The following is a 25658-nucleotide window of genomic DNA, read 5'->3' as shown; positions in this document are numbered from 1 at the left end:
TTTGTGTGTAGGGTGTACCTGATGTTATGTTTTAACAACACAACATATTATTTATTACTGTATAAAAAAGCAGTGTGATATTCAAATTAAATTGCCTGAAAATATAGTTTATAACCTTAATTGAAGAATTAATTTTATTTCAATAACGAAAATAATAAGTGTAAATTCAAAAGATATTTTAAAATTAGTTTGATATTTTATTGATATGTAATCTTGTTTTTATATAAACATAGTCAAGAGGAATAAATGTCTAGAATATCTTATCCAATAGAGTCTCTGGGGCTAACTAATACAGTTAGTGCATTAAAGAGTAACAATACTCCAATTGAAAAAAAACAATTTTATATTGATGGGGAATGTTCGGGTGGCTATAAAAATATTAAGGAGGTATTAGAACGCTTGGTTCATAAAGGGTGGTTAAAAGCAGGCACTGACGATGATGATAAGAGGAGAATTGCTGTACTGAATGTAGTGAGTCGATATTCAATGGCAACAGTTGCTCTGGAGCATGCCAAGAGAGGGCATCCTTATTTACATCATGATGATATTTCAATGGAATTCAAGCTCGATAGGCACCACGGACTTGAAATGCATTATTCAGTACCTTATACCGATGGGGCTCAACTTTTATTCACTTTGGACTGTCAACTATTTTTAGGTAAAGACTTTACGTTAAATGAAGAGACGTCGCGCATTTTTTTTAAGTTTGAGGAACAGTGTTCTAGCGAATTAAGACGTGACGTAAATCGCAACGGTATAATAAAAATGATTTTAGAGTGGTTTAAAGAGTTATTTACCCCCAACTCTTATGCTATAGCTAATACTATGCCAGGTTCAAAAAATCCAACTGAAATAGGCACTCCGAAACTGGCATATGCAAACCTTGGAATTATTGAATCAGAAAATTATGAACAAGTTGAAGAGATTTTTTCAGAATGTGATTTTGTATTTGAAGAAGATAGTTACTCTGAGGACGATATACTTGAAATTGAAGATAAAGATAGTGGCTCAGAAAAAAGCTATGTAGCAGGAGAAAACGTGGGATATGTTAATGGCTTTATTGACGGAGTAAAAGAGCGCAAAAATTATATTTAGGCCGTCTATCATAGCAATCGCCATTGTTGCCAAAATGTTAATGTTTCTTTGTGTTATATTTAATCTAGACCTCATAATTTCAAGGGATTAGTCTTGTTGAGATGAATGTTGTTTAGAACACTATAAGAAACAATGGAGGCGCTATGTCGTTGGATTTGCGGAAAACGAGTATGGCCAAGTTGGTCGCCCTCAATCACGAATATCACTATTACAGCCTGCCGCAACTTGCGGCAGAGCTTGGGGATATTGACCGATTACCCAAATCACTGAAAGTGTTGCTTGAAAACTTGCTCCGCCACTTAGATGGTGAACAGGTTCAGGAGGATGACCTTAAAGCTATTATTGCCTGGCAACAGACTGGGCATGCCGAGAAAGAAATTGCTTACCGGCCCGCACGCGTATTAATGCAAGACTTTACCGGCGTCCCGGCGGTGGTGGATTTGGCCGCGATGCGCGAAGCCGTAAAACGCCTGGGCGGGGATGTCGCGCAGGTTAATCCATTATCCCCGGTGGATTTGGTTATCGACCACTCGGTAACCGTCGATGAATTTGGTGATAAAGCGGCATTCGGTGAAAACGTTCGATTAGAAATGGAACGCAATCACGAGCGCTATATTTTCCTGCGCTGGGGGCAAAAAGCCTTCGGCCGTTTCCGTGTGGTGCCACCGGGGACGGGGATTTGCCATCAAGTTAATCTGGAGTATCTGGGGCAAACCGTTTGGCATGAAGAGCAGGGCGGCAAGCAGGTTGCCTATCCTGATACGTTGGTGGGGACGGACTCTCATACCACCATGATTAACGGCTTGGGAATTCTTGGCTGGGGTGTTGGCGGCATTGAAGCTGAGGCGGCGATGCTGGGCCAGCCGGTCTCTATGCTTATCCCTGATGTGGTCGGCTTCAAAATGACCGGTAAAATGCGCGAAGGGATTACCGCCACTGACTTGGTGTTGACCGTCACACAGATGCTGAGAAAACACGGGGTGGTCGGTAAATTTGTTGAGTTTTATGGTGATGGATTGGCGGATTTGCCCCTCGCTGACCGTGCCACTATTGCCAATATGTCACCGGAATATGGTGCCACCTGCGGTTTCTTCCCGGTCGATGACGTGACATTGAGTTATATGCGCTTAAGCGGCCGTAGCGACGAACAGATTGCATTGGTAGAAACCTATAGCAAAGTACAAGGATTATGGCGTCATCCGGGGGATGAGCCGGTATTCACCAGCCAGTTATCTCTGGATTTAAGCACGGTGGAGTCCAGTTTGGCCGGGCCAAAACGCCCGCAAGACCGAGTTGCATTGCCAAAGGTTCCTTTGGCGTTTCGCGCTTTTGAAGAGCTGGAAATCAACAGCAAAAAAGACAAAGTTCGCCACGTTCCCTTCACTTTAGACGGAAAAACCCACGAATTGGAGCATGGCGCGGTAGTCATCGCCGCAATTACCTCCTGTACCAATACCTCCAATCCTAGCGTGCTGATGGCTGCGGGTTTGCTGGCCAAAAAAGCCTCAGAAAAAGGCCTTAAAACCCAACCTTGGGTAAAAACATCACTGGCCCCCGGTTCAAAAGTTGTCACTGAATATCTCAATTCTGCGGGTTTAACGCCCTATCTTGACCGTTTAGGCTTCAATCTGGTGGGCTACGGCTGCACGACTTGTATCGGTAACTCAGGCCCGTTGCCCGATCCGATTGAAAAAGCGATTAAAGAGGGGGATTTAACCGTCGGCGCGGTGCTCTCTGGCAACCGCAACTTTGAGGGGCGTATCCATCCTTTGGTGAAAACTAACTGGTTGGCATCGCCGCCGCTGGTGGTGGCCTATGCTTTGGCTGGGAACATGAATGTCAATTTGACACAGGACTCACTGGGCAATGACCCTGAGGGCAATCCGGTCTATCTGAAAGATATCTGGCCAACGGGGCTTGAAATCGCCAAAGCGGTTGAAGAAGTTAAAACCGATATGTTCCGAAAGGAATATGCAGCGGTGTTTGATGGTGATGAAGATTGGCAGGCAATTCAAGTTGATAGCACGCCAACCTATGACTGGCAGAGTGATTCCACTTACATCCGCTTGCCGCCTTTCTTCAGTGATATGAAGACATTACCAGAACCGGTTCAGGATATTCATCATGCTCGCATTCTGGCGATTTTGGCAGACTCGGTCACCACCGACCACATATCACCGGCCGGTAATATCAAGCTCGACAGCCCAGCAGGCCGTTATCTGCGAGATCGTGGGGTAGAGATTAAAGAGTTTAACTCCTACGGTTCCCGCCGTGGTAACCATGAAGTGATGATGCGCGGCACGTTTGCCAATATCCGCATCCGTAATGAAATGGTGCCCGGTGTTGAGGGGGGAATGACTCGTCATATCCCATCACAAAACCAGATGGCTATTTACGATGCGGCCATGCGTTATCAGCAGGAAAATGTGCCATTAGCCGTCATTGCCGGTAAGGAATATGGCTCAGGTTCTAGTCGTGACTGGGCTGCTAAAGGGCCAAGGTTATTGGGTGTTCGAGTTGTTATCGCAGAGTCTTTCGAACGTATTCACCGCTCCAATCTCATTGGCATGGGCATTCTGCCACTCGAATTCCCACCAGACGTAAATCGCAAAACATTGGGTCTGACTGGGGATGAATCTATTAGTGTCAGTGGGTTACAGCGTTTGTCTCCCGGGCAAACGGTGCCAGTGACACTAACCTATGCAGATGGACGGCAACAAAAAATTGATACTCTCTGCCGCATAGATACAGGCACTGAATTGGTGTATTTCGAAAATGGCGGCATTTTGCATTATGTTATCCGCAAAATGTTATGATGAGATAGTGACAGTGTCACCATTTGCTTAAATGATGAAAAAGGGAGCCGCGCGCTCCCTTTTTACAGGCAAAAATCCTGAAAAGCCAAGGTGATTTACTTAGTCAATAAATGGCCCATTTTGGCGGCTTTAGTGGCCATATAATGTTCATTCTTAGGGTTTTGCCCAACAATTAAAGGCACACGTTCGACGATATTGATCCCCGCTTCGGAGAGAATTTCCACTTTCTTAGGGTTATTCGTCAACAAGCGCACGGCTTTAACACCCAATAATTTATACATATCAGAACACAGTGTGAAATCGCGCTCGTCGGCGGCAAAACCGAGTTGATGATTGGCTTCAACCGTATCGGCCCCCAGATCCTGCAAAGCATAAGCCCGAATCTTATTCAGTAAACCAATATTACGACCTTCCTGACGATGGTAAATCAACACACCACGGCCTTCTTCGGCAATATGTGCCAGTGCCGCCTCTAACTGGAAGCCACAATCACAACGCAGGCTAAACAGGGCGTCGCCCGTCAGGCATTCAGAATGAACACGAGAGAGCACCGGCTCATCGCCACTAATATCACCAAATATTAATGCCAGATGGTCATGTCCGGAGGCTAACTCTTCGAAACCGACCATCAGAAAATCACCCCAAGGCGTCGGCAATTTGGCTTCCGCTACACGTTTTAGCTGCATCTTACTGTTCATATTATAACTTCATGCCCTTAGGAAGGTTGTTGCTATCCTACCGTGAATGCCCGTTTTAACCCGCTACACCCCGTATTTTAGGGTATAAGGTTAAATAAAAAATTTTCCGCGATCATTATTAGCTATATTGCCATAACTTTTGGCTTGCTGCTGTTCAACAAAGCAGCAAGAAGGTTGGCGTGAATGTTCATCTGGGACTTATTTCGGTAGTGACAAAAATTTGTGTATGTTATCAATGGTTAGAGAGACTTATATTATATAGCTATAGCACTCATACAAATAGTGCTATCACCATGGGTGATATGTTGTGGGAATTGCCAGCAAGAAAGGGCCTCAGATGTGGAATATAGCAAAACGAATTACCGTGGGAGCACTTATTTTACTGCTGCCAACATTCGCCATTTGGCTCTCCGGCTGGCAGTGGCACCCCGGCGGCGGTGGAAACTGGCTAAAAGGTTTTTTTTGGGTGACAGAAACAGTTACAGCGCCATGGGGGATGCTGACCAGTGCGCTCCTCAGTGGCTGGTTTTTGTGGTGCTTGCGCTTTAGGATCAAACCGGCTATTGGGCTGCTAGTCATACTGGGTGTGGTCATTATTTTGGGGCAGGGCCTGAAATCATTGATTAAAGAGCATGTGCAGGAGCCTCGGCCATTCGTTGTGTGGCTGGAAGCTGAACATCATATTGATAACCGTTTTTTCTATTCCTTACCCCGTGTCGAACGTAGCGAGTTGGTCAGGCAGCAACTTCAGAACCAATCTATCATTCCACCTTGGCTGAGTCGCCACTGGCAATTTGAAACCGGTTTTGCTTTTCCATCCGGTCATACCGTTTTTGCCGCCAGTTGGGCATTATTAGGTGTGGGATTGTTATGGCCCCGGCGGCATTACAAAACAGTTATTTTATTGATGCTCTGGGCGCAGGGTGTAATGATGAGCCGTCTGGTATTAGGTATGCATTGGCCTGGCGACTTGATGGCAGCGACGATTATCAGTGGTTTGTTAGTCGCCATTGTATGCAGCTTGGTGCAGCGGTGGTTTGGTCCATTCACTATTCCACCTCAAGAACAGCAGGAGATTGAAAAACGCGAGCATGAGGAAAACTAAACGATTAACTATTATTCGCCGTTAAGTTGCTTAAAATAATCTCAATTAAGCTCGGGTTCAGCGCTTTATCTTGGTGCAGGCTTTCTTTGCTGGGTAAGGAAGTGCTAATTTATTAAGTAAGGACGCCACATTTTTGGCATAATTCATCAGGTTGATTCGGCCTTTAGGAAAAAACGTGAAATATTTGCTGATTTTTTTGTTAGTGCTCGTGATTTTCGTGATATCAGTCACGCTCGGAGCAAATAACGATCAGGTCGTTACCTTCAATTATTTATTGGCTCAGGGCGAATACCGGGTATCTACCTTGTTGGCAACGCTTTTTGCCGCTGGTTTGGTTCTGGGATGGATTATTTGTGGGCTTTTTTATCTGCGGGTTCGAATTTTATTGGGCCGCGCTGAGCGGAAAATCAAACGCCTTGAATCACAGCAAGAGCTACCGACTGAACCGAATGCGACTGCATCCACACCTGCCGTCAGCAAGGAATAATTTTCTATGTTAGAAATGCTGTTTCTGCTGTTACCAGTCGCTGCCGCCTATGGTTGGTATATGGGGCGTAGAAGTGCTCAGCAGGATAAACAGCAGGATGCTAACCGCCTGTCTCGTGAATATGTGGCCGGGGTTAACTTCCTTCTCTCAAACCAGCAAGACAAAGCGGTTGATCTGTTTCTTGAAATGCTGAAAGAAGACAGTTCAACGGTTGAAGCGCATCTGACGTTAGGTAATCTTTTCCGCTCGCGTGGTGAGGTTGACCGCGCTATCCGCATCCATCAGGCCTTGATGGAAAGTGCCTCCCTGACATTTGAACAACGGTTGCTGGCTATCCAGCAACTGGGTCGCGATTACATGGCGGCGGGTTTATATGACAGGGCGGAGGATATGTTCAATCAATTGGTTGAAGAGCAAGATTTTCGGCTAGGTGCCTTACAGCAGTTATTAGTTATCCACCAAGCAACCAGTGACTGGAACAATGCCATTGAAGTGGCAGAGAAGCTGGTCAAAATGGGCAAAGATAATCAGCGGCTGGAAATTGCCCATTTTTATTGCGAACTGGCTTTGCAAGCCATGGGAAGTGATGATCTTGATAAGGCAATGAATCTGCTGAAGAAAGCGGCCTCAGCGGACAAACAGTGTGCTCGGGTGTCTATCATGCAAGGCCGGGTGTATTTGGCCAAGGGTGAGTATGCGAAAGGCGTCGAAGCGCTGGAGCGCGTGTTAGAGCAAGATAAAGAAGTGGTCAGCGAAGCATTGCCAATGCTCAGTGAATGTTACCAGCATCTCCAGCAACCCGAGGCTTGGGCGAATTTCCTCAAACGCTGTGTTGAAGAGAATACTGGTGCGGCGGCTGAGTTAATGTTAGCAGAAATTATTGAGCAGCATGAAGGCCGTGATGTGGCGCAAACCTATATTAATCGCCAGTTACAGCGCCATCCAACCATGCGTGTTTTCTATCGATTGATGGATTATCACCTGGCTGATGCAGAAGAAGGGCGCGCGAAAGAGAGTTTGCTGTTGCTACGCGATATGGTTGGGGAGCAAATTCGCACCAAACCGCGTTATCGCTGCCATAAATGTGGTTTTACCGCGCATTCACTCTACTGGCATTGTCCATCATGCCGTGCGTGGGCTTCGATTAAGCCAATCAGAGGGTTAGACGGGCAATAATTGGCGCGTCTATCGGCGATCGGGTGAATGTATCACCCGACGGCCAGATAGGGCTGTTTGATAAAATGATCTATTTTTTCTTCTGCGGTGCTTTCAGCAGTTGGCGCAGTTTCTTCAATTCTTTCTGGCTCAACGGTTGTTCTGAAATCTCTTCTACGCCTTGGTTATCAATCTCGCTGTGATGCAATTTGGCCTCTTTGCGGCTGCTTTTACTGCTTTTAACATCAACCTCAAAGCTTTGTTCTAATCTTTCGCAAACTTCGGTACTCAGAGAAAACTGTTTTTCTAAGGCAGCAGCTTTAATTTTCTCTTTTAATTCCAGAGGGATTTTAATGGTTAAGGTAGATATTTCGCTCATCATATAACCTTCAACTTAGGGGAAAATACCAAGCTAAGCGAGGGAAGCGAAACTGTCTAGGGGATAACACAACTGTCACAAAAAATTCACATTGGCCGTTAGCGAAAAAAACCATTAATTGGCAGATAACACCCATCCGGCTGACTTATAGTGATAAATGAATGTTACGGACGACTGTGCGGATAATGGATCAGATCGTGGAAACGCACAGAATGACGGCTTTCATTACGGTAGGCGTGCGGGCAATCGGCGGCAAAACGGAGCGCCTCACCGGTGCTAAGTGTGCGGGTTACGCCCTCGACGGTCAGCGCCAGCTCGCCGTCAATCACAATGACATGTTCAATGACACCCGCTTCGTGAGGTGTTGATTCGCTGCATCCGCCCGGCTCCAGATCGATAACAAACATATCCATACGCAATGTTGTGTCATAAGGAAATAGCGGCACGACGCGCATTCCCGAGGTTTCGCTGTTGAACGTGGTCAGTAAACCGTGGCGATGCAGCGCCGCCGATTGTGCGGGGGGCGTTTCGAGGAACTCCGAAAAAGAGACATTCAGGCCACTGGCAATTTTCCACAGTGTTGCCACTGTGGGGCTGGATTCGCCACGCTCGATTTGCCCCAACATCGCTTTACTCACGCCAGTGTGTTCTGCCGTCTGGCTCAAACTCCAGCCCCGTTCGCGCCGAACTGCTTTCAACTGGCTGCCAATATGGCGGGTGAGTTCTTGCATCCTGACTCCTTTGGAAACCCGGTTTACCGATTGTCATTGTGCGTTATAACGCACGGTGCTATGTTGAGCGCACTATCTGTGCGCTATAACGCACAATAGCATACCGCTTGTGCCCAATAATCAGAAGGATTTTTCCCGATGGCATCGCGCTTTCGTATACAAGATTTAACTTTTTCGGCAGTTATCGCCGGATTTGTGGCGGTTTTGGTCGGTTATACCAGTTCCGCGGCGATCATCTTTCAGGCGGCGGAAGCCGCAGGGGCCAATGCGGCGCAAATCGGCGGCTGGCTGAGTATGCTTGGGTTAGGAATGGGGGTGACCAGCATTGGCTTGTCGCTTTATTACCGCACGCCGGTAGTCACCGCCTGGTCAACACCCGGCGCGGCACTGCTGGTCACCAGTTTGCCCGGTACGCCAATCAATGAAGCGATTGGTGTTTTTGTGTTTGCCACCGGACTCATTTTGTTATGCGGTGTGACAGGTTTATTTGCCAGACTTATGCACTACATTCCTCAAGCTCTGTCGGCGGCGATGTTAGGTGGGATTTTGCTGCGCTTTGGTCTGGACGCCTTTACTTCACTGCAAAGTCATTTTGCACTGGCGGGCACTATGTGTCTGGTATATCTGCTAGCGAAACGCGTGTTACCGCGCTATGCAATTGTTCTTGCACTTATTTCTGGGTTGCTGGTGGCCGGATTTCAGGGCGATATTGCGCTACATGGCCAGACTCTGACCTTCGCCATACCGACATTTGTGATGCCGCATTTCACACTCTCAACCATTCTCGGTATCGGCGTTCCGTTTTTTATCGTGACGATGGCCTCGCAAAATGCGCCGGGCATCGCCACATTGAAGGCTCATGGCTATCATTTACCGGTTTCGCCCCTCATTTCATGGACAGCATTGACCGCGTTAGTGTTGGCCCCATTTGGCGGATTTACTATTTGCATCGCCGCTATTACGGCGGCAATTTGTATGGGTGAAGATATTCATCCGGATGCAAAAAAACGCTATATGGCGGCGGTGGCCGCTGGGTTTTTCTATCTGATCGCCGGTGTGTTTGGTGGCTCTATCGGTATGCTCTTTACGGCGCTGCCGGTGGCATTGATCCACACTATTGCGGGGTTGGCGCTGCTCGGCACGATTGCTGGCAGCTTGTATCGCGCATTGGAAAATGAACATCAGCGCGATGCGGCGATTATCACGTTTCTCATCACCGCCTCCGGCGTTACGCTATTGGGCGTCGGTTCTGCGTTTTGGGGGGTGGTCGGTGGTGTCATCACACATCTGATTCTTAGTCTTCCAGCACGCAAGGTGGAGCACAGCAAGGGGAAAATGTGAGTTGTGAGGGAGTATGGGCTTGCAGCGGTTGCTACAAGCCCAAATATATGCAATGTGAGCCGTTACACTTAGCGGTAAATGATTGCAGTGCCGTGCAATTTATTATTACCGGTTGCAGAGGTAATCAGGAATGAGGTTGCACCGGCTTGGTCTGCTTTTTTAGCCAATGCATTTTCTAATTCGGTCAATGTTCCGGCATTACTGGCTGAGATAATGCCAATTTCATTTGCCCCTGTAGAGGGCGCATGCTGAATTTGGGTTGCAGCAACGCTGGCAAATGAAGCGAAAGAAAGTGCCAATGCAGGGATAATATATTTAATATTTTTCATAGAGAACTCCAGTTTCATATTTATTTTTAAATAAAAAAATAATGATTTAAATCATCACGTAGTTAGTCGGTGTCTTGCTATGGGGTGTATGATACTGCACTGATGTTTAAATAAAATCACAAAAAACTGAATTCAATAATCAAATTATTTGATTGAGTTTTTACGTTTCTTGAAGCTTTTTTACTTAACTGCGGTTATAGGCCGGATATCTGCTTTACCTGAATTGACTTATCCAATCAAACTCTGACAAATAAGGCGCAGCTTCTGCGCGGCCCCGAATGCTGTAATTTCGGTGTTACACCCTGTAGAATATGATTGTTATCATGACTAACTGACTGAAAAAGGCTTGAAAATGACGTCTGCAACTCACACTAATAACAGTGGCCCAATATCTTCCCCGATCGTTGTTGCACTGGATTATGCCAATAAAGATGCGGCGCTAGCCTTTGCTGATCGTGTTAATCCGCAGGATTGCCGGCTAAAAGTGGGCAAAGAGATGTTTACCTTATACGGCCCGCAATTTGTTCGTGACCTGCAACAGCGCGGCTTTGAGGTTTTCCTTGATTTGAAATTCCACGATATTCCCAACACCACTGCCCGGGCTGTTGCGGCGGCGGCAGAGCTTGGGGTGTGGATGGTCAATGTCCATGCCAGTGGTGGCGCGCGCATGATGACTGCGGCAAAAGAGGCGCTATTACCTTATGGTCAGCAAGCTCCGTTGCTGATTGCCGTGACGGTGCTGACCAGCATGGATGGCGAAGATTTGCGTGATATTGGCATTAATATCACCCCAGCGGAGCATGCTGAGCGCTTGGCGAAGCTGGCGTGGGATTGTGGTCTGGATGGCGTGGTGTGCTCAGCCCATGAAGCGGTGCGCCTGAAACAGGTGTGTGGGGCGGACTTCAAGCTGGTGACGCCGGGGATTCGCCCTGAAGGCAGCGAGGCGGGTGATCAGCGCCGTATTATGACTCCAGAACAAGCGGTTGTGGCTGGCGTGGATTATATGGTGATAGGGCGTCCGATCACCCAATCTGCGGATCCGGAAAAAACGCTGACTGACATTCTGGCGTCCCTGGCTAAGGGGGCATAATGAGTAATGATAATAGCCGTTTGGTTTATTCAACCGACACTGGCCGTATCACTGAATCTGAGGTAAAACCGCCGCGGCCTAAAGGCGATGGTATTGTCCGTATCCAGCGCCAAACCAGTGGTCGCAAGGGAAAAGGCGTGAGTCTGATTACCGGTATTGATGGCAGTGATGAAATGCTGGAGAAACTGGCGGCGGAATTGAAGAAGAAATGCGGCTGTGGTGGGTCGATTAAAGACGGCATCATTGAGATTCAAGGAGATAAACGCGATCTTCTTAAGCAACTGCTCGAAGCTAAAGGCATGAAAGTTAAACTGGCGGGGGGCTGAGAATACCGTTCAGTGGCAAGAATAAAAGAAATTATTCGAAGTTATTGGGTCGGTAGCCGGACGGTAAATGGATGAGCCTCAAGGGTGAGGCTCATTAATCGCGATGAGCTGACTTATGTCAGTGATTCGGGCGCATGAGAACTTCCAACAGCGCGACAGTCTCAAGACCAAAGGACAAAGTTATTTACCAACCTGATGGCCAATGACCCCACCGATAGCCGCACCGCCTAACGTCCCCAGTGTACTGCCAGTCAATACCGCACCACCAACAGCACCGGCACCGGCACCAATCGCGGTGTTACGGTCACGTTTGGACATGTTAGAACAAGCGGACAGAGATAAAGCCAGAGTAAGTGCCAGTGCGGCAGTTGCAAATCGTTTATTGATTATCATCATCATTCTCCAGACAGTGGCTAAATACGGATAGAGCAGGTGATATATCTGTAGCTTATATGCCCTGACCTATCCGTATCAAAATGATCTTGCCTTACTAAGTATAGGCATTATATCAATCTTAGCCGAAGTCTTATTAGGTTAGTGTTTAGAATAAAAAATGGCGTTTGGATTTAAATTCAGGATTAATGCTGAAAACTGGTTTTATCGCCAATAGAAACCAGTATAAATATCCGTAAAACATTTAATAGGTAAATAGTCTTAATTTGTTCGGCGCAGGGGCGGGATTCAGGATTATCTGAGGCCAAAGGCCGAATTAACTCGTTGTCTATGCTCAACAAAACGCGGCTACCGGGAGCGCGCATCTCTCAGACTGCACTTTCTAGCTGATCTGCACGCAGTTTATAGCGATTTATCCCATACCGGTTCTCTCCTGTCGCGCTGAAAATGAGACAAATTCAGTTATTCAGGATACGACGATGCTCAACGAACTGAAGCAGCAGGTGCTTGCCGCTAATTTGGCCCTACCGCGCTACAATCTGGTCACATTCACATGGGGAAATGTCAGTGCCGTTGACCGGCAAAGTGGGCTACTGGTGATTAAACCTTCGGGCGTGGAGTATGACGTCATGACCGTGGATGACATGGTGGTGGTCGAGTTGGAAACCGGCAAAGTGGTGGAGGGCAGCAAGAAACCGTCATCTGACACGGATACGCATCGGGTGCTTTACCTTAATTTCCCACAAATTGGCGGTATTGTTCACACCCATTCGCGCCATGCCACCATCTGGGCACAGGCGGGTCTGGATTTACCCGCTTGGGGCACCACCCATGCTGATTATTTCTATGGCGCGATTCCCTGCACCCGTCTGATGACACAAGCAGAAATTGCGGGCCGTTATGAATGGGAAACCGGCAATGTTATTGTCGAGACATTCCAAGAGAGGGGAATTAAGCCAGAAGATGTGCCCGCTGTTTTAGTAAATTCACACGGGCCATTCGCATGGGGAACCAGTGCGGATAATGCTGTCCACAATGCTGTTGTATTAGAAGAACTGGCCTATATGGGCATTTTTTCGCGTCAGTTGAACCCACAATTGGCGAATATGCAGCCACAATTGCTGGATAAACATTACCTCCGTAAACACGGGAAAAATGCGTATTACGGGCAATAATAACCGGATACTGAAAGCCGCCCGTGCTCAGTCTTGCACGGGTTTTTCCAGCCATAATATGGCGTCACTGATATCGAGCATTTTTGCTTCGATTTGTGTGATGGCATCATTGATTCCCTGATTGTAAAAATGCGCGCCCAACTCACGACTGATAAATTGCAGTAAAAACTCCGCATCAAAGTCTTCCAATTCTATATGGTGTTCTTGCTCCAGATAGCGCTGAAGTTTGTACGCCATTCGCTGTGTTTGTTCGCGAGTAAAAGTAATATCTGCCACGGTTATGACTCCAGCAAGGTGATCTCGATAATAAAAAGTGTTTGATTATTCGCTTAAAATGTCGACTTGAACACCTTCGGCGGTTAATTGTTGTTGATAGCAAGCCGGGAGGCGATTATCAGTAATCACTCTGCTGACGCAAGAAATTGGCGTCAGTAAATTTTGATGTACCTGACCAAATTTTGATGCGTCAGCCAGAATGATATTTTCGGCCCCTTTAGCCAATACACTGTTGATAACCTCCGCTCGCAGCACATCGCGCCCGGTGAATCCGGTGTCTAGTTGGTAACCATCGATGCCAATAAATGCTTTACTGAAATTGACATGACGTAAGCATAATTGTGTCAGCGGGCCAACCATGCTGTCACTTTTCTTCTGATAAATTCCCCCCAAAAGAATGACTTCGCAGGCCGAGTCTTTTAATTGCCGAGCAATATAGCCGCTGACTGTCACCAGCGTGATGCCCGGGCGCTGTGCTAATTGGTGGGCTAGCAGGGCGTTGCTGCTACCACTTTCAATAAAGATGGTTTCCCCGTCATTGACTAGTGAGGCCGCATGATTGGCCATTTTTTGCTTTATGGGAAAATGGCGCATCATCCGGACATCAACATCATCACTCTCAAGGGCAATAGCCGAGCCATGCACGCGCTTGAGTAAGCCCCGCTTCTCCAGCAGATTGAGATCCTGGCGGACAGTGACCTCTGATACATTAGTCATCTGTGATAATTCGCTGACACTCATCCGCTTGCAATCATTCACCAACTGTAAAATTGTTTGCTGTCTTAGGTTCATAATAGGTCTGCCAGATAAATAAAATTTCGTTTGAAGTATAAATTACTTTCGAATGAAAGATGCTTGATAGAGATCACGTTATGGATTAATGGTTGGTCTATGATTGCGGCTAATGATTCTTTGTCATGCTATTTGCTTCGCTGGTCACTTGATTAACCAGTTAGGCTGCTTAAATAATCCAAATCGGAGGTTGTTATGGAGCTTTATCTCGACACAGCAGATGTGGCCGCAGTTAAACGTCTGGCGCGCGTTCTGCCTTTGCAGGGGGTGACGACCAATCCCAGTATTTTGGCCAAAGCAGGTAAACCTATCTGGGAAGTGCTTCCAGCATTACGTGATGCATTGGGGGGAACCGGCAAACTTTTCGCACAGGTTTTAGCCAGTGACAGTGAGTTGATGGTCTCCGAGGCGGTATTATTGTCGCAACGCGTGCCGGGTTTGGTTATCAAAGTGCCCGCCACCGCTGAAGGGCTGGCAGCCATTAAAAAATTGAAATCCATGTCAATCCCGACACTGGGCACGGCGGTCTACGGTGCTGGGCAAGGGCTGTTGTCTGCCTTAGCCGGTGCCGAATATGTCGCACCTTATGTCAATCGGCTGGATGCTCAGGGCGGGGATGGCATCGCGATGGTGCGTGAGTTGCAACAGTTGCTGACCTTGCATGCTCCGGGCGCTAAAGTATTGGCTGCCAGTTTCCGAACTCCGCGCCAGGTGCTCGATTGCTTATTGGCCGGTTGTCAGTCGGTCACCATCCCTGTGGATGTGGCAGAGCAATTTATTAGCACGCCAGCGGTGAAAGCTGCAGTTGAACAGTTTGAACATGATTGGCAGGGTGCATTTGGCTCGGCAATCTTGAGCTAATGCGGTCATCGACGAACTAAAACATAAGAAAACGCCCTGTGAGCAAACCACAGGGCGTTACAGTGTCACTTACTAGAGTAGAATAAAGCAGTTTTTATCCTAGCAAGGGCATTTTCCCAGCTTACCCCCTTTGCTAGGGAAACGGGCCTCCAGGCAATAACGGTGGAAATCACGTTCAGTCATTGGCGGCGTATCTGGATGATGGCGACGCATGTGATTAACATAATTGCCGTAATCTTGTACGCCAACCATCAAGCGGAAACTTTGTGCCACACGATGCGCAATCAGACGTACCCAAGCCCATAACGTGGTCGGGTGAGTGACCACGGGAACCAGCGGTATGCAGCGCGTAATCTGACGTGATGTGGTGTGTGAAACACCGCGTCGGTTGCGAAACGGAACTCCTGCATTAACCACGAACAGTCTCCTCACGGAATACAATTTCAGTCTCATGCGTTGTTGGCTTGCTCGATTTCAGCGCGCGACGAACGACGAAGAAAGATGAAATCAACATCGTCACCGCCACCAGCATAAAGAAAGCACACAGGGCGGCGTTGACCTGGTTGTTAAACACAATAGTTTCCATGTCCTTAATACTCTTGGCTGGGGCAATCAATATCCCTTGCTCGACACCCGCCGAGAATTTTTTCGCCTGAGCCAGGAAGCCAATGCTCGGTTTTTCATGGAAAATTTTCTGCCAGCCCGCCGTCATTGAGGTAATAAACAGCCAGATTGTGGGCAGGATGGTTACCCAAGCATAGCGCTGCTTCTTCATTTTAAACAGAACGACCGTTCCTAAAATCAACGCCATTGATGCCAGCATCTGGTTACCGATACCAAATAATGGCCACAAGGTATTGATACCGCCCAGTGGGTCGATTACGCCTTGATAAACAAAGTAGCCCCAACAGGCAACAGCTACCGTGGTGCCGGATAAGTTACCAAACCACGAACGGTTATTGGCCAGGCTTGGTACCACCACACCCACCAAATCTTGCACCATAAAGCGGCAGGCGCGGGTGCCCGCATCAACGGCGGTCAGGATAAACATAGCTTCAAACAAAATGGCAAAGTGATACCAAAACGCCATCATGTTGCGGCTATTAAAGACTTCACTGATGATATGTGCCATCCCGACGGCAAAGGTCGGTGCGCCGCCAGCACGAGATAATATCGAATTCTCGCCGACATCTTTGGCAATCATAGTTAGAATTTCAGGTGTGACTGCAAATCCCCAACTGTTGATGGCCAGTGAGGCACTTTCTACGGTGGTACCAATCAACGCGGCGGGTGAGTTCATGGCAAAGTAAACGCCTGGGTCGATAACTGATGCACAAATCAGCGCCATAATGGCAACAAATGACTCCATCAGCATCGCGCCATATCCGATAAAGCGGGTATGACTTTCGCGTTCAATCAGTTTTGGCGTCGTGCCACTGGCAACAAGCGCATGGAAGCCCGAAATAGCGCCGCAGGCAATAGTGATAAACAAGAACGGGAATAGGCTGCCGGAGAATACCGGGCCGCTACCATCAATAAAGCGAGAGACCGCCGGCATTTTCATTTCTGGCATGGCGAACACAATACCGATGGCCAGACCGATGATGACGCCAATTTTCAGGAAAGTGGACAAATAATCCCGAGGGGCCAACAGTAGCCATACCGGCAGCACTGAGGCAATAAAACCATAAATAACCAGCACCCAAGTCAGTGTGGTGCCGTGTAATGTGAAGAGAGGGCCCCAGTATGGGTGTGCGGCAATATTCCCGCCGTAAATAATTGCCGCCATCATCAGCACAAAACCAATTAATGACACCTCAGCGATTTTTCCGGGGCGGATAAAGCGCATATACATGCCCATGAACAGCGCAATTGGGATGGTCGTCGCAATAGTAAACAGGCCCCATGGGCTATCTGCCAGGGCTTTGACCACCACTAATGCCAGTGCAGACAAGATGATAATCATCACCCCTAATGCCCCCAGCATGGTGATAACACCAGCAAAAGCACCTAACTCTTGTTTGGCCATTTCCCCCAGAGAGCGGCCATCGCGGCGGGTGGAGATAAACAGGATCAGGAAATCCTGTACTGCCCCGGCCATCATTACCCCAACCAAAATCCAGATAGTGCCTGGCAAGAACCCCATTTGGGCGGCCAGTATTGGCCCCACGAGAGGCCCGGCACCGGCAATAGCCGCAAAGTGGTGGCCAAAGAGCACCCATTTATTGGTCGGAACATAATCCAGACCATCATTACGCCGTTCAGCCGGGGTTAAACGGCGGTCATCAAGCTCAAAGACATTCTTGGCAATAAACAGGCTGTAAAACCGGTATGCGATGCTGTAGCAAGCCACCGATGCAATCACCAGCCAGATGGCGTTGACGTGTTCGCCGCGGCTAAGTGCCAGCATGGCAAAAGCAAAAGCACCAATTAACGCCACGGTCAGCCAGATGACGACAGTCTTGACGTTTTTCATGGATAACGACTCCTTGTTATGTGAGGAATTTAACGGTTATATGCATCCGTTTTGGGAAAAAGATGCAAACTGTTAGTTAACATAGGAGCTTTAATGTGAAATAAAAGTAGCGAAAGTAAGAAATGTGATGTGCTAATTGTTTTTTGCACATCATTGGTATCATTTGCTTACATATTGTGACAGCTATCTGACTGTTTGGGCAGAGGGTTAAAATAATGCGCGGCGGGGCATAATGAACATAAAAAAGCCGTGGGATGTTATGCATCCCACGGCGCTATAAAGGTAATGCTGTTTGATAAATCAGTCACTCGTGCTAAGCAGGCTAATCTATCAAATCAGACTACCGGGCGGGCAACCACATTGCGCGTTTCCATCCGGACTTCGGCAATGCGCACCTCGATTTTGTCGCTCTGGCTGTAAACCGTTTCACCTTTGATTTGTACAGTACCGGTTTCCTGGCTACAGACCATTTCATCACGAACCGCGTGAATAAATGGCGCGGGAATAAAGGCGACAGCGCCATTATCCAGTAAGCGCACCCGCAGACCACCGCGAGTGATATCAATGACTTCCGCCGGGAATTTGGTATCAGTCCCTGCCATTGGCTGCAAGTAACGGGCATACAGCCAATCACCTACATCGCGTTCAGCCATGCGATTTAACCGGCGGCGTTCGGCCAGTTGAATCGTGATTTCATCCTGTGGTTTTTCCGCTTGCTGACCGGTAATAATGGCTTTCAGCAGACGGTGGTTGACCATATCGCCATATTTACGAATTGGCGATGTCCAGGTGGCGTAGGCCTCAAGCCCTAAACCGAAATGTGGACCGGGAACGGTGCTGATTTCCGCAAAAGTCTGGAAACGGCGGATGCGGCTGTCGAGGAACTGCGTCGGTAGCGCATCAAGATGACGGCGCAACTCACAGAATCCGGGCAGAGTCAGCAGTGCTTGCGGAGAAGCTTCGACCCCATTGGCTTGCAATACATTGGCCGCTTGTTCAACCAGCGCCGGATCAAACCCGGTATGCACGTTGTAAATGCCAAAACCAAGATTATCACGCAGCGCAATGGCGGCGCAGACGTTGGCGGCAATCATGCACTCTTCAACAATACGGTTGGCAATGCGGCGGTGTTCGACAATGATATCCAGCACTTCGCCTTTTTCGCCCAATACGAAGCGATAGTCAGGCCGGTCTTTAAACACCAGCGCGTGCTCCTGACGCCAACTGCTACGGGTTTCACACACGCGTTTTAGTAATGTGATTTGCTCAGCAATATCAGCATTCTGCGGTTGCCAGTCGCCAAGCCCCTCTAACCAATCTGAAACTTCGTCATAAACCAGCTTGGCTTTTGACTCAACCCAAGCGGCAGAGAAGTGGATGTCATCACCGAGCGCGCCATCAGCAGCAATAGTGACTCGGCACACCAACACTGGGCGGCGTTCATTCGGGCGCAGCGAACAGAGATTGTCAGATAAATCCCGTGGCAGCATGGGGATGTTGAAGCCCGGCAGATAGTTAGTAAATGCGCGCTTGCGGGCAATTAAATCCAACTCACTGTTTTCATCGACATAAGCAGTAGGGTCGGCGATGGCAATGGTCAACAACACGGAACCGTCACCGTTGTCTTTCACATGCAAAGCATCGTCCATATCTTCGGTGCTGGCGCTGTCAATAGTGACAAAATTAAGCGCGGTCAAATCTTCCCGTTGAAGCTGGCCATCATGCAGAGCAGATTCGACCATCGCGGGCGCTTCACGCTCCAGATTATGACGTGCCAATGTTACCCACCAAGGGACGAAATGATCTTCACCATTAGTAATAAATGCAGTCAAATCAGCATTAAAGGCCCGGTCACCTTTTAATGGGTGACGGCGCATTTCAGCCACAGCCCAATCACCGGTCTGGAAATCGTGTGTCAGTTCCCGCTCCGGACGACATTGGATAGCATCACGCAGCAAAGGGTGGTCAGGAACGATAAACAGGCGGTCATCTTTTCGTTGAACCCGGCCCACAAAGCGAGATAAAAATGGCTCAACCAGGGTTTCCGGCTCAGCAATTTCACGATCTTTATCGGTGTGAAGGGTGGCAATAATGCGATCGCCATGCATGACTTTTTTCATCTGCGGCGGCGGAATAAAGTAACTTTTCTGCCCGTCTACCTCAAGAAAGCCAAAGCCTTTCTCAGTACCTTTAACGACGCCTTCGACGCGCGGAGTCTGAGTGTGAAGTTGCTGTTTTAGCTGCGCCAGCAGCGGGTTATCTTGAAACATATCGTCCAGTGAATGGTGTAGTGAGTGGGATTAATCCGGCTGACAGTTTTACGCGAATCAGCCCCGTCGGGCAAGCGGCATATCACCTTGTGAGGGAATTCCTTGTTAAAGTCAGGGGCATATAGGCCGCTCTTGATTCGCCGTCACTCGCGATAAATTGGCCCCGACAAATACAGGGCCAGCTTTATGACGGTATTCACGCAATGCGCAACGTTTGCGGCGGCTGCCAGCGACGCACTGTCACCGGCACCGATTTCGATGTTGGCGTATGGGTTTCATCACCAAAACTGGATAGGGGCACCAGCGGGTTGGTTTCAGGGTAGTAGGCGGCCAGATTCCCGCGAGGAATATCATAGCTAACCAGTTTGAATCCGCTCACTTTGCGGGTAATTCCATCATTCCACAGGGTTTCAATTTCAACTAAATCGCCATCTTCTAATGCCAGCGCCGCCAAATCTTGCGGGTTAATAAACAGCACTTCCCGCTGCCCATAAACCCCCCGGTAGCGGTCATCAAGACCATAAATGGTGGTGTTGTATTGATCATGCGAGCGCAGAGTCTGCAGTACAAAAGGGGCCTGAACCCCAGCAATTTGCGGGAATAAACTCTCGGGCAGCATTGATGCGCAAAATTCGGCTTTACCACTTGAGGTATTAAATTGCATTTGGGCCGCCGCACTGCCCAGATAGAAACCGCCGGGCTGCTCACAGCGGGCATTGAAATCATCAAATCCGGGGGTTGTGGCGGCAATGTGGTCACGAATTAAATTGTAATCATCGGCTAATGCCAGCCAATTCAGCTGGTTACCCTCAACCGGCTGGTGGGCAAAAACCGCGTTAGCGATACCGCAGACAATGGCCGTTTCGGAGTGCTGAGTTTCTGCCAGTGGTTTGCCCACACCTTCAGAGGCATGCACCATGCTAAATGAATCTTCAACCGTAATAAATTGTGAACCGGTGGTTTGCATATCGCGCTCCGTGCGGCCTAACGTCGGCAGGATAAGCGCTTGGGCGCCGGTAATCAGGTGGCTGCGATTGAGTTTGGTGCTGATATGCACCGTCAGGTCACAGCAACGTAATGCTTGAGCTGTGCGTTCGGTGTCCGGCGCGGCAGCGGCCAGATTACCACCAAGGGCTATCAACACTTTGACTTCACCGCGCAGCATGGCTTCCAATGCTTCCACGGTATTATGTCCCGCCGCCTGAGGGGGTGTGAAACCAAAATGCTGGCCCAAACGCGCCAACATGGCCGCTGAGGGTTTCTCATCAATCCCCATGGTGCGGTTGCCTTGAACATTACTGTGGCCCCTGACCGGGCATAAACCTGCACCGGGTTTGCCTAACTGACCAAACAGCAGTTGCAGATTGGCCAGTTCTCTTACGGTTATCACGGAATGTTTGTGCTGTGTGATACCCATCGCCCAGGTCAGAATAACGCGTTCTGCATGCTGGTAAATCTCGGCCGCATGGCGTATCTGTGCTTCAGTCAGGCCCGATTGCTGGGTAATTTTAGCCCAAGAGGTATTATCAACCGCCGCCAGATACTCATCTACCCCTTGGGTATGAGTACGAATAAATGTCTCATCAAATAAGCCGGGTTGAGCCTGTGCCAGTTGTTGGCGATGTGTTTCCAGCAAGGCTTTCACCATGCCGCGCACCGCCGCCATATCACCGCCCAAATTAGGTTGGAAATAGGCCGAACTGATCGGAGAGGATTTTGGGGTCAACATTTCAATCGGGTTTTGCGGGTCAGCAAACCGTTCTAGCCCACGTTCACGTAAGGTGTTGAAGCTGACAATCCTCGCGCCGCGCTCTTTAGCATGGCGCAAACTGTGTAACATTCTTGGGTGGTTGGTGCCCGGATTCTGCCCGAAGACGAAAATGGCGTCAGCCAATTCGAAGTCCTGCATACGAATGGTGCCTTTACCGACCCCAATACTCTGTTTCAGCCCTGTGCCGCTGGCTTCATGGCACATGTTTGAGCAATCGGGGAAGTTATTTGTCCCCAGCATGCGGCCAAAGAGTTGATAAAGGTAAGAGGCTTCATTACTGGCACGGCCTGAAGTGTATAGCTCCAACTGATTTGGGCTATCCAACCCATTAATATACTTAGCAATTAATTCAAGGGCACTTTCCCAACTGATGGGTTGATAGCGGTCAGTTTGGGGGTTATAGCGCATTGGGTGGGTTATACGCCCTTGATACTCAAGGAAATAGTCACTTTGCTGGCGCAGGGTCGTCAGGCTATGTTCGGCAAAAAACGCCGGCTCCACCGCCTTGCGAGTGGCTTCCCAACTGACCGCCTTCGCGCCATTTTCACAAAAACTGAATGTGCTGTGATTGTCATCTCCCCACGCACAGCCAGGGCAGTCAAAACCTTTGACTTGGTTGATACGCAGCAAATTACGAATATTTTTCAATGCTTGCTTGCTGTCCAAAACAAAGCGCGTGGTTGCTTCAAGGGATCCCCAGCCACCAGCTGCGCCGGTATAGGGTTTTATTGCCGATTTAAATTTCATGATGAGACGCCGCAGGTGTTTATTTGTTTCAAGTAAGTAAAGAAATGATTAACTACTTGAGTTTATTTTGTCACAAGTCTAGTGGGGCGAGGCACCAGCGTCTAATCGAATACCGCAATCGCGGCATAGAGGGGGCTTATCACAGGCTAGTTAGCCGGGTGCTATGGCATAGCAGATGAGGATATTTATTCAGTATGGGACCCTAACTAAGTCGATAAAATTAAGAATGTTTAAAATATAGATTTAACTTAAATTATTAATTTGCTAATCAACTTGGGAGGAGGATGAGACTATTTGATTAAAGCCCTGTTTAATCAAAATAAATTAATCTCTTTAATGATATTCTTATCTTAATTACTCTCTTGCCTAGATTATTAGACTGATATTTATATTATAACAGTCTAATAATCTGGTTTAAATGATGGAAATATCATTTAACTGCTCTATCATTGAATAATAGATGGCTTGTTCAATATAAAGCTAAATATAAATAACCCAAAGTAGCTACTATTATACTTAAACCATGTTGCTGTGTTCGCTGGTTTATCATATCTCATTATAAACACCATGTTCATGATAGTCATCATAAAATAATAATAACAGTGATGCTCACATTGCTGTTGAAATATAAAGGCAAGTTTTTACCTGCCTTTACTCGTTTATACCCATGATTATTTCGGTGAGGATAATATAATGACACAAACACAACTGGCTATTGATAATGTCTTGGCAAGTGCTGAAAGCACAGTGAAAATTAATGAGTTACCGGAAGTTGTCCTGGATTTTATTACCGGGGAACAAACGGGTGTTGCGCGCGCTGGCGGTATTTTCACCAAAGAGGACTTAATTAACCTCAAGCTTTATGTCAGGAAGGGGCTCTCTTTACCCATCAAGCAGGATGAAGTAGAAACTTACCTTGGATATAAAAAAATAGATATTCCAGGACTTGAACCGATAGATATTAAAAATTTATTTTATGATATTCATAATCATGCATTAAATTGGAGTGATGTTGAACAAGGTGCATTACAGCAGAGCCTGGATTTGGATATTGCCGCCAAGAACATCGTCAGTACTGGTGATGAAATTATCAATGTAATAAATCAAATGCCAATAACAGTGCGAGTCAAAACCTTGCTGGGTGATATTACAGACAAACAGTTGGAAGATATCACTTATGAATCTGCTGATCATGAAATAGCCACGGCATTAAAAGATATACTTGATGACATGAAAACGGATATCAATAGACACCAGAAAACAACTGAAAACATTAGACAAAAGGTATCAAATTATAGAATCACCTTGACTGGTGGTGAACTATCATCAGGAAATAAAGTGAATGGATTGGAACCGCAGGTCAAAGCAAAATATGACCTGATGGAAAAAAACAACATGAGAAAGTCAATAAAGGAATTAGACGATAAAATAAAAGAGAAGAAACAGAGAATTGAGCAATTAAAGAAAGACTACGATAAGTTTGTCGGTCTATCTTTTACCGGGGCAGCCGGTGGCATAATAGGCATTGCTATTACTGGTGGGATATTTGGTGCTAAAGCCGAAAAAGCCAGAAAAGAAAAAAACGCATTAATCCATGAGGTTTCTGAATTAGAAAAAAAAGTTAGCCATCAAAGAACATTGCAAACCTCGTTAGAGACACTTTCTCTGTTATTCAGTGATATTGGCATTCGGATGGTTGATGCCGAGTCTGCACTTAACCATCTGGATTTTATGTGGTTATCTGTTCTCAATCAAATCAATGAATCTCAGGCGCAGTTCAGTACGATTAATAATGCATTGCGCCTGACTAGTTTCGTTAATAAATTCCAGCAGGTGATCACCCCATGGAAAAGTGTGGCAGACTCTGCCCTCCAACTGGTGCATATATTTGATGAAGCAATAAATGAATACAAAAAAGTATATGGCTAATTAATTTTACCCTGTTTAATTATTTATTATGAGGATTATTACTATGGCTGAAATAAGCACATTTCCGCACAGTGCCCTAAATTATCCAGACGTTAACATTAAAGCTTTAAACCAAGGAGTTAAAAATATATCACATCTTGCTCAATTGAAAACGGAAGGCGTTGAAGTATTACAGGAAAAAGCGCTACGAGTTGGTTTATATTCGCAAAGATTGGGTGTTAATGTGCGCGAGTCACTATCAAGCCTACAGGTTAAATTGAAGAATATTCTAGCACAAACCTATTTCACTACCCTAGAGGAAATCGATGAGGCACTTGTAAGTAATGATATTGATGAAGAAAGTAAATCTGAAATGCGTAAAGAGCGTCTTGATTTGATTAAAAGTTTGGGTAATGACATCGCTCAACTGCGGAAACTCTTTATCGAAAAAACAGAGTTATTAGATAAATCGGCTGCTGATCTTCATAATGTAATCATTATTGAGGGAACCGATAAAGTTTTGCAAGCTGAGCAATTACGCCAAAAGCAACTGACAGAAGATATTGGTATAAAAGAACTGGAAATAAAAGAGATAGAGAAGAAAAGGGATAAGATAATAGAGGCTTTGGATATTATCCGCGAGCATAATCTCATTGATGCATTTAACGATCTTATTCCGACAGGTGAAAATTTAAGTGAGCTAGACCTGGCTAAACCTGAGTTGGAGTTGATCAAACAGTCATTAGAGATTACCAAAAAAGTATTGGGGCAGTTTTCTGCGGGTTTAAAGTACATAGATTTAACTGAAGCACGGAGAAAACTGGATAACCAAATAGATACAATTTCCACCCGTTTAACAGAGCTAAATCATCAGTTAGAAAAATCAGATGAATTAGTTTCTGGTATTAATGCTGTGATTAAAATTGATAAAGAGAAAAGTGTTGTTGTTGCTGAAGCCGAAAAACTTAGCCACGCATGGCACCTTTTTATTAATGAGATAGCGGCATTGCAGGGTACGGCACTGAATGAAATTGGATTATCTAAGCCACTAATAAAACAACAGAGTTATTTAGAGTCATTAATCAAACAGTTTGTTCAGTTATAACTCAATAAGTGTGGTTCTATTATGGTAATGACTCATTTAAGGCGATGCTCATAAATGAGATTTTATTTCACTAATGTTCTATTTCACTGATATTATCGAGGTTATTTATGCCTAAATATATGGTTCAGTCAATGGATTCTGGCACGTTGGGTAAAGTAAAATATTATCGTAAACAGACGATAGATCACCCTCATCACAAAGAGACAGGGGCATTTACCCAGGCGGCTAAAGATGCTTATGCCAGTAGTCATAATATTGATGCTAAACAGGTGGAGGTCGGCAAATTTATGAGTGGTCAGCCTGAGCCTAGTAACGCAGTGTCAGTGTAGTCG

Annotated in this window: 24 protein-coding genes; 13 read left to right on the top strand and 11 right to left on the bottom strand. The window is 46.9% G+C overall.

Annotated elements, in window-relative coordinates; genetic code table 11:
• The first annotated feature begins 246 nt into the window (after positions 1 to 246).
• Positions 247 to 1095: a hypothetical protein gene (locus F0T03_RS11030; RefSeq protein ID WP_159678365.1), complete on the top strand. Its 849-nt coding sequence runs from the start codon at positions 247 to 249 to the stop codon at positions 1093 to 1095.
• 143 nt (positions 1096 to 1238) lie between these two features.
• Complete coding sequence (gene acnA, locus F0T03_RS11025; RefSeq protein WP_159678362.1) at positions 1239 to 3911, top strand: aconitate hydratase AcnA; 2673 nt, start codon at positions 1239 to 1241, stop codon at positions 3909 to 3911.
• Between the two features lie 95 nt (positions 3912 to 4006).
• Here the strand turns inward: acnA and ribA are convergent, their stop codons facing one another.
• Positions 4007 to 4597: a GTP cyclohydrolase II gene (gene ribA / locus F0T03_RS11020; protein WP_145556822.1), complete on the bottom strand. Its 591-nt coding sequence runs from the start codon at positions 4595 to 4597 to the stop codon at positions 4007 to 4009.
• A 349-nt stretch (positions 4598 to 4946) separates the two neighbouring features.
• On the opposite strand from ribA, the gene pgpB reads away from it, so the two are divergent.
• From pgpB to lapB, 3 genes are all read left to right on the top strand, one after another.
• Positions 4947 to 5714 carry a phosphatidylglycerophosphatase B gene (gene pgpB / locus F0T03_RS11015; protein ID WP_159678360.1) on the top strand — a complete coding sequence of 256 codons (768 nt, stop codon included), beginning with the start codon at positions 4947 to 4949 and terminating at the stop codon, positions 5712 to 5714.
• Positions 5715 to 5889: 175 nt separating this feature from the next.
• Positions 5890 to 6201: a LapA family protein gene (locus F0T03_RS11010; RefSeq protein WP_145556819.1), complete on the top strand. Its 312-nt coding sequence runs from the start codon at positions 5890 to 5892 to the stop codon at positions 6199 to 6201.
• 6 nt (positions 6202 to 6207) lie between these two features.
• Complete coding sequence (gene lapB / locus F0T03_RS11005; protein ID WP_145556818.1) at positions 6208 to 7377, top strand: lipopolysaccharide assembly protein LapB; 1170 nt, start codon at positions 6208 to 6210, stop codon at positions 7375 to 7377.
• A 70-nt stretch (positions 7378 to 7447) separates the two neighbouring features.
• Here the strand turns inward: lapB and F0T03_RS11000 are convergent, their stop codons facing one another.
• Both F0T03_RS11000 and F0T03_RS10995 read right to left on the bottom strand, forming a co-directional pair.
• A complete protein-coding gene (locus F0T03_RS11000; protein ID WP_162527030.1) occupies positions 7448 to 7735 on the bottom strand; it encodes a hypothetical protein in 288 nt (95 codons plus the stop codon).
• A 164-nt stretch (positions 7736 to 7899) separates the two neighbouring features.
• Positions 7900 to 8466, bottom strand: coding sequence for a helix-turn-helix domain-containing protein (locus F0T03_RS10995; RefSeq protein ID WP_159678358.1), 567 nt, complete (start codon positions 8464 to 8466; stop codon positions 7900 to 7902).
• Positions 8467 to 8604: 138 nt separating this feature from the next.
• Between F0T03_RS10995 and F0T03_RS10990 the strand changes: the two genes are divergently transcribed.
• A complete protein-coding gene (locus tag F0T03_RS10990) occupies positions 8605 to 9807 on the top strand; it encodes a benzoate/H(+) symporter BenE family transporter (protein WP_159678355.1) in 1203 nt (400 codons plus the stop codon).
• A gap of 68 nt (positions 9808 to 9875) precedes the next feature.
• On the opposite strand, the gene bhsA is transcribed toward F0T03_RS10990, so the two are convergent.
• Positions 9876 to 10136, bottom strand: a complete 261-nt coding sequence (bhsA, locus tag F0T03_RS10985; RefSeq protein WP_159678353.1) for a multiple stress resistance protein BhsA — start codon at positions 10134 to 10136, stop codon at positions 9876 to 9878.
• 352 nt (positions 10137 to 10488) lie between these two features.
• Here bhsA and pyrF point away from each other — a divergent pair, with 352 nt between their 5' ends.
• Positions 10489 to 11226 (top strand): orotidine-5'-phosphate decarboxylase, encoded by a 738-nt coding sequence (gene pyrF, locus F0T03_RS10980; RefSeq protein ID WP_159678351.1) that lies wholly within the window; start codon positions 10489 to 10491, stop codon positions 11224 to 11226.
• Positions 11226 to 11552 (top strand): stress response translation initiation inhibitor YciH, encoded by a 327-nt coding sequence (gene yciH / locus F0T03_RS10975; protein ID WP_159678348.1) that lies wholly within the window; start codon positions 11226 to 11228, stop codon positions 11550 to 11552. Before pyrF ends, yciH begins: the two co-directional genes overlap by 1 nt.
• Before the next feature lie 180 nt (positions 11553 to 11732).
• Here yciH and osmB read toward each other — a convergent pair whose 3' ends face one another.
• A complete protein-coding gene (gene osmB, locus F0T03_RS10970; RefSeq protein WP_002210611.1) occupies positions 11733 to 11948 on the bottom strand; it encodes an osmotically-inducible lipoprotein OsmB in 216 nt (71 codons plus the stop codon).
• A gap of 476 nt (positions 11949 to 12424) precedes the next feature.
• Between osmB and araD the strand changes: the two genes are divergently transcribed.
• Positions 12425 to 13120: an L-ribulose-5-phosphate 4-epimerase gene (gene araD / locus F0T03_RS10965; RefSeq protein WP_145556811.1), complete on the top strand. Its 696-nt coding sequence runs from the start codon at positions 12425 to 12427 to the stop codon at positions 13118 to 13120.
• 27 nt (positions 13121 to 13147) lie between these two features.
• Here the strand turns inward: araD and F0T03_RS10960 are convergent, their stop codons facing one another.
• On the bottom strand, positions 13148 to 13396 hold the full coding sequence (locus F0T03_RS10960) for a DUF2164 domain-containing protein (RefSeq protein WP_159678346.1): 249 nt from the start codon (positions 13394 to 13396) through the stop codon (positions 13148 to 13150).
• 45 nt (positions 13397 to 13441) lie between these two features.
• Positions 13442 to 14188 carry a DeoR/GlpR family DNA-binding transcription regulator gene (locus F0T03_RS10955; RefSeq protein WP_145556809.1) on the bottom strand — a complete coding sequence of 249 codons (747 nt, stop codon included), beginning with the start codon at positions 14186 to 14188 and terminating at the stop codon, positions 13442 to 13444.
• A 195-nt stretch (positions 14189 to 14383) separates the two neighbouring features.
• On the opposite strand from F0T03_RS10955, the gene fsa reads away from it, so the two are divergent.
• Positions 14384 to 15049, top strand: coding sequence for a fructose-6-phosphate aldolase (gene fsa, locus F0T03_RS10950; RefSeq protein ID WP_145556808.1), 666 nt, complete (start codon positions 14384 to 14386; stop codon positions 15047 to 15049).
• Between the two features lie 99 nt (positions 15050 to 15148).
• On the opposite strand, the gene F0T03_RS10945 is transcribed toward fsa, so the two are convergent.
• The 4 genes from F0T03_RS10945 to F0T03_RS10930 form a co-directional block, all read right to left on the bottom strand.
• The gene (locus F0T03_RS10945; RefSeq protein ID WP_159678343.1) at positions 15149 to 15466 is read right to left on the bottom strand and encodes a YbdD/YjiX family protein; all 318 of its coding nucleotides are present in this window, start codon (positions 15464 to 15466) and stop codon (positions 15149 to 15151) included.
• Positions 15459 to 17525 (bottom strand): carbon starvation CstA family protein, encoded by a 2067-nt coding sequence (locus F0T03_RS10940; RefSeq protein WP_159678341.1) that lies wholly within the window; start codon positions 17523 to 17525, stop codon positions 15459 to 15461. The genes F0T03_RS10945 and F0T03_RS10940 overlap by 8 nt, the downstream gene beginning before the upstream one ends.
• A gap of 335 nt (positions 17526 to 17860) precedes the next feature.
• Positions 17861 to 19795, bottom strand: a complete 1935-nt coding sequence (locus F0T03_RS10935) for an exoribonuclease II (RefSeq protein ID WP_159678339.1) — start codon at positions 19793 to 19795, stop codon at positions 17861 to 17863.
• 196 nt (positions 19796 to 19991) lie between these two features.
• Positions 19992 to 22313, bottom strand: a complete 2322-nt coding sequence (locus tag F0T03_RS10930; RefSeq protein WP_159678337.1) for an FdhF/YdeP family oxidoreductase — start codon at positions 22311 to 22313, stop codon at positions 19992 to 19994.
• A gap of 693 nt (positions 22314 to 23006) precedes the next feature.
• On the opposite strand from F0T03_RS10930, the gene F0T03_RS10925 reads away from it, so the two are divergent.
• From F0T03_RS10925 to F0T03_RS10915, 3 genes are all read left to right on the top strand, one after another.
• Positions 23007 to 24242, top strand: coding sequence for an alpha-xenorhabdolysin family binary toxin subunit A (locus tag F0T03_RS10925; protein ID WP_159678334.1), 1236 nt, complete (start codon positions 23007 to 23009; stop codon positions 24240 to 24242).
• A gap of 43 nt (positions 24243 to 24285) precedes the next feature.
• Positions 24286 to 25326 carry an alpha-xenorhabdolysin family binary toxin subunit B gene (locus F0T03_RS10920; protein ID WP_159678331.1) on the top strand — a complete coding sequence of 347 codons (1041 nt, stop codon included), beginning with the start codon at positions 24286 to 24288 and terminating at the stop codon, positions 25324 to 25326.
• Positions 25327 to 25433: 107 nt separating this feature from the next.
• Positions 25434 to 25655 (top strand): hypothetical protein, encoded by a 222-nt coding sequence (locus tag F0T03_RS10915; RefSeq protein WP_049557374.1) that lies wholly within the window; start codon positions 25434 to 25436, stop codon positions 25653 to 25655.
• The last annotated feature ends 3 nt before the right edge of the window (positions 25656 to 25658 follow it).

The organism is Yersinia canariae (genome assembly GCF_009831415.1).
GTDB classification, from domain to species: Bacteria; Pseudomonadota; Gammaproteobacteria; order Enterobacterales; family Enterobacteriaceae; genus Yersinia; species Yersinia canariae.
This window is presented reverse-complemented; position numbering and strand designations above follow the sequence as displayed.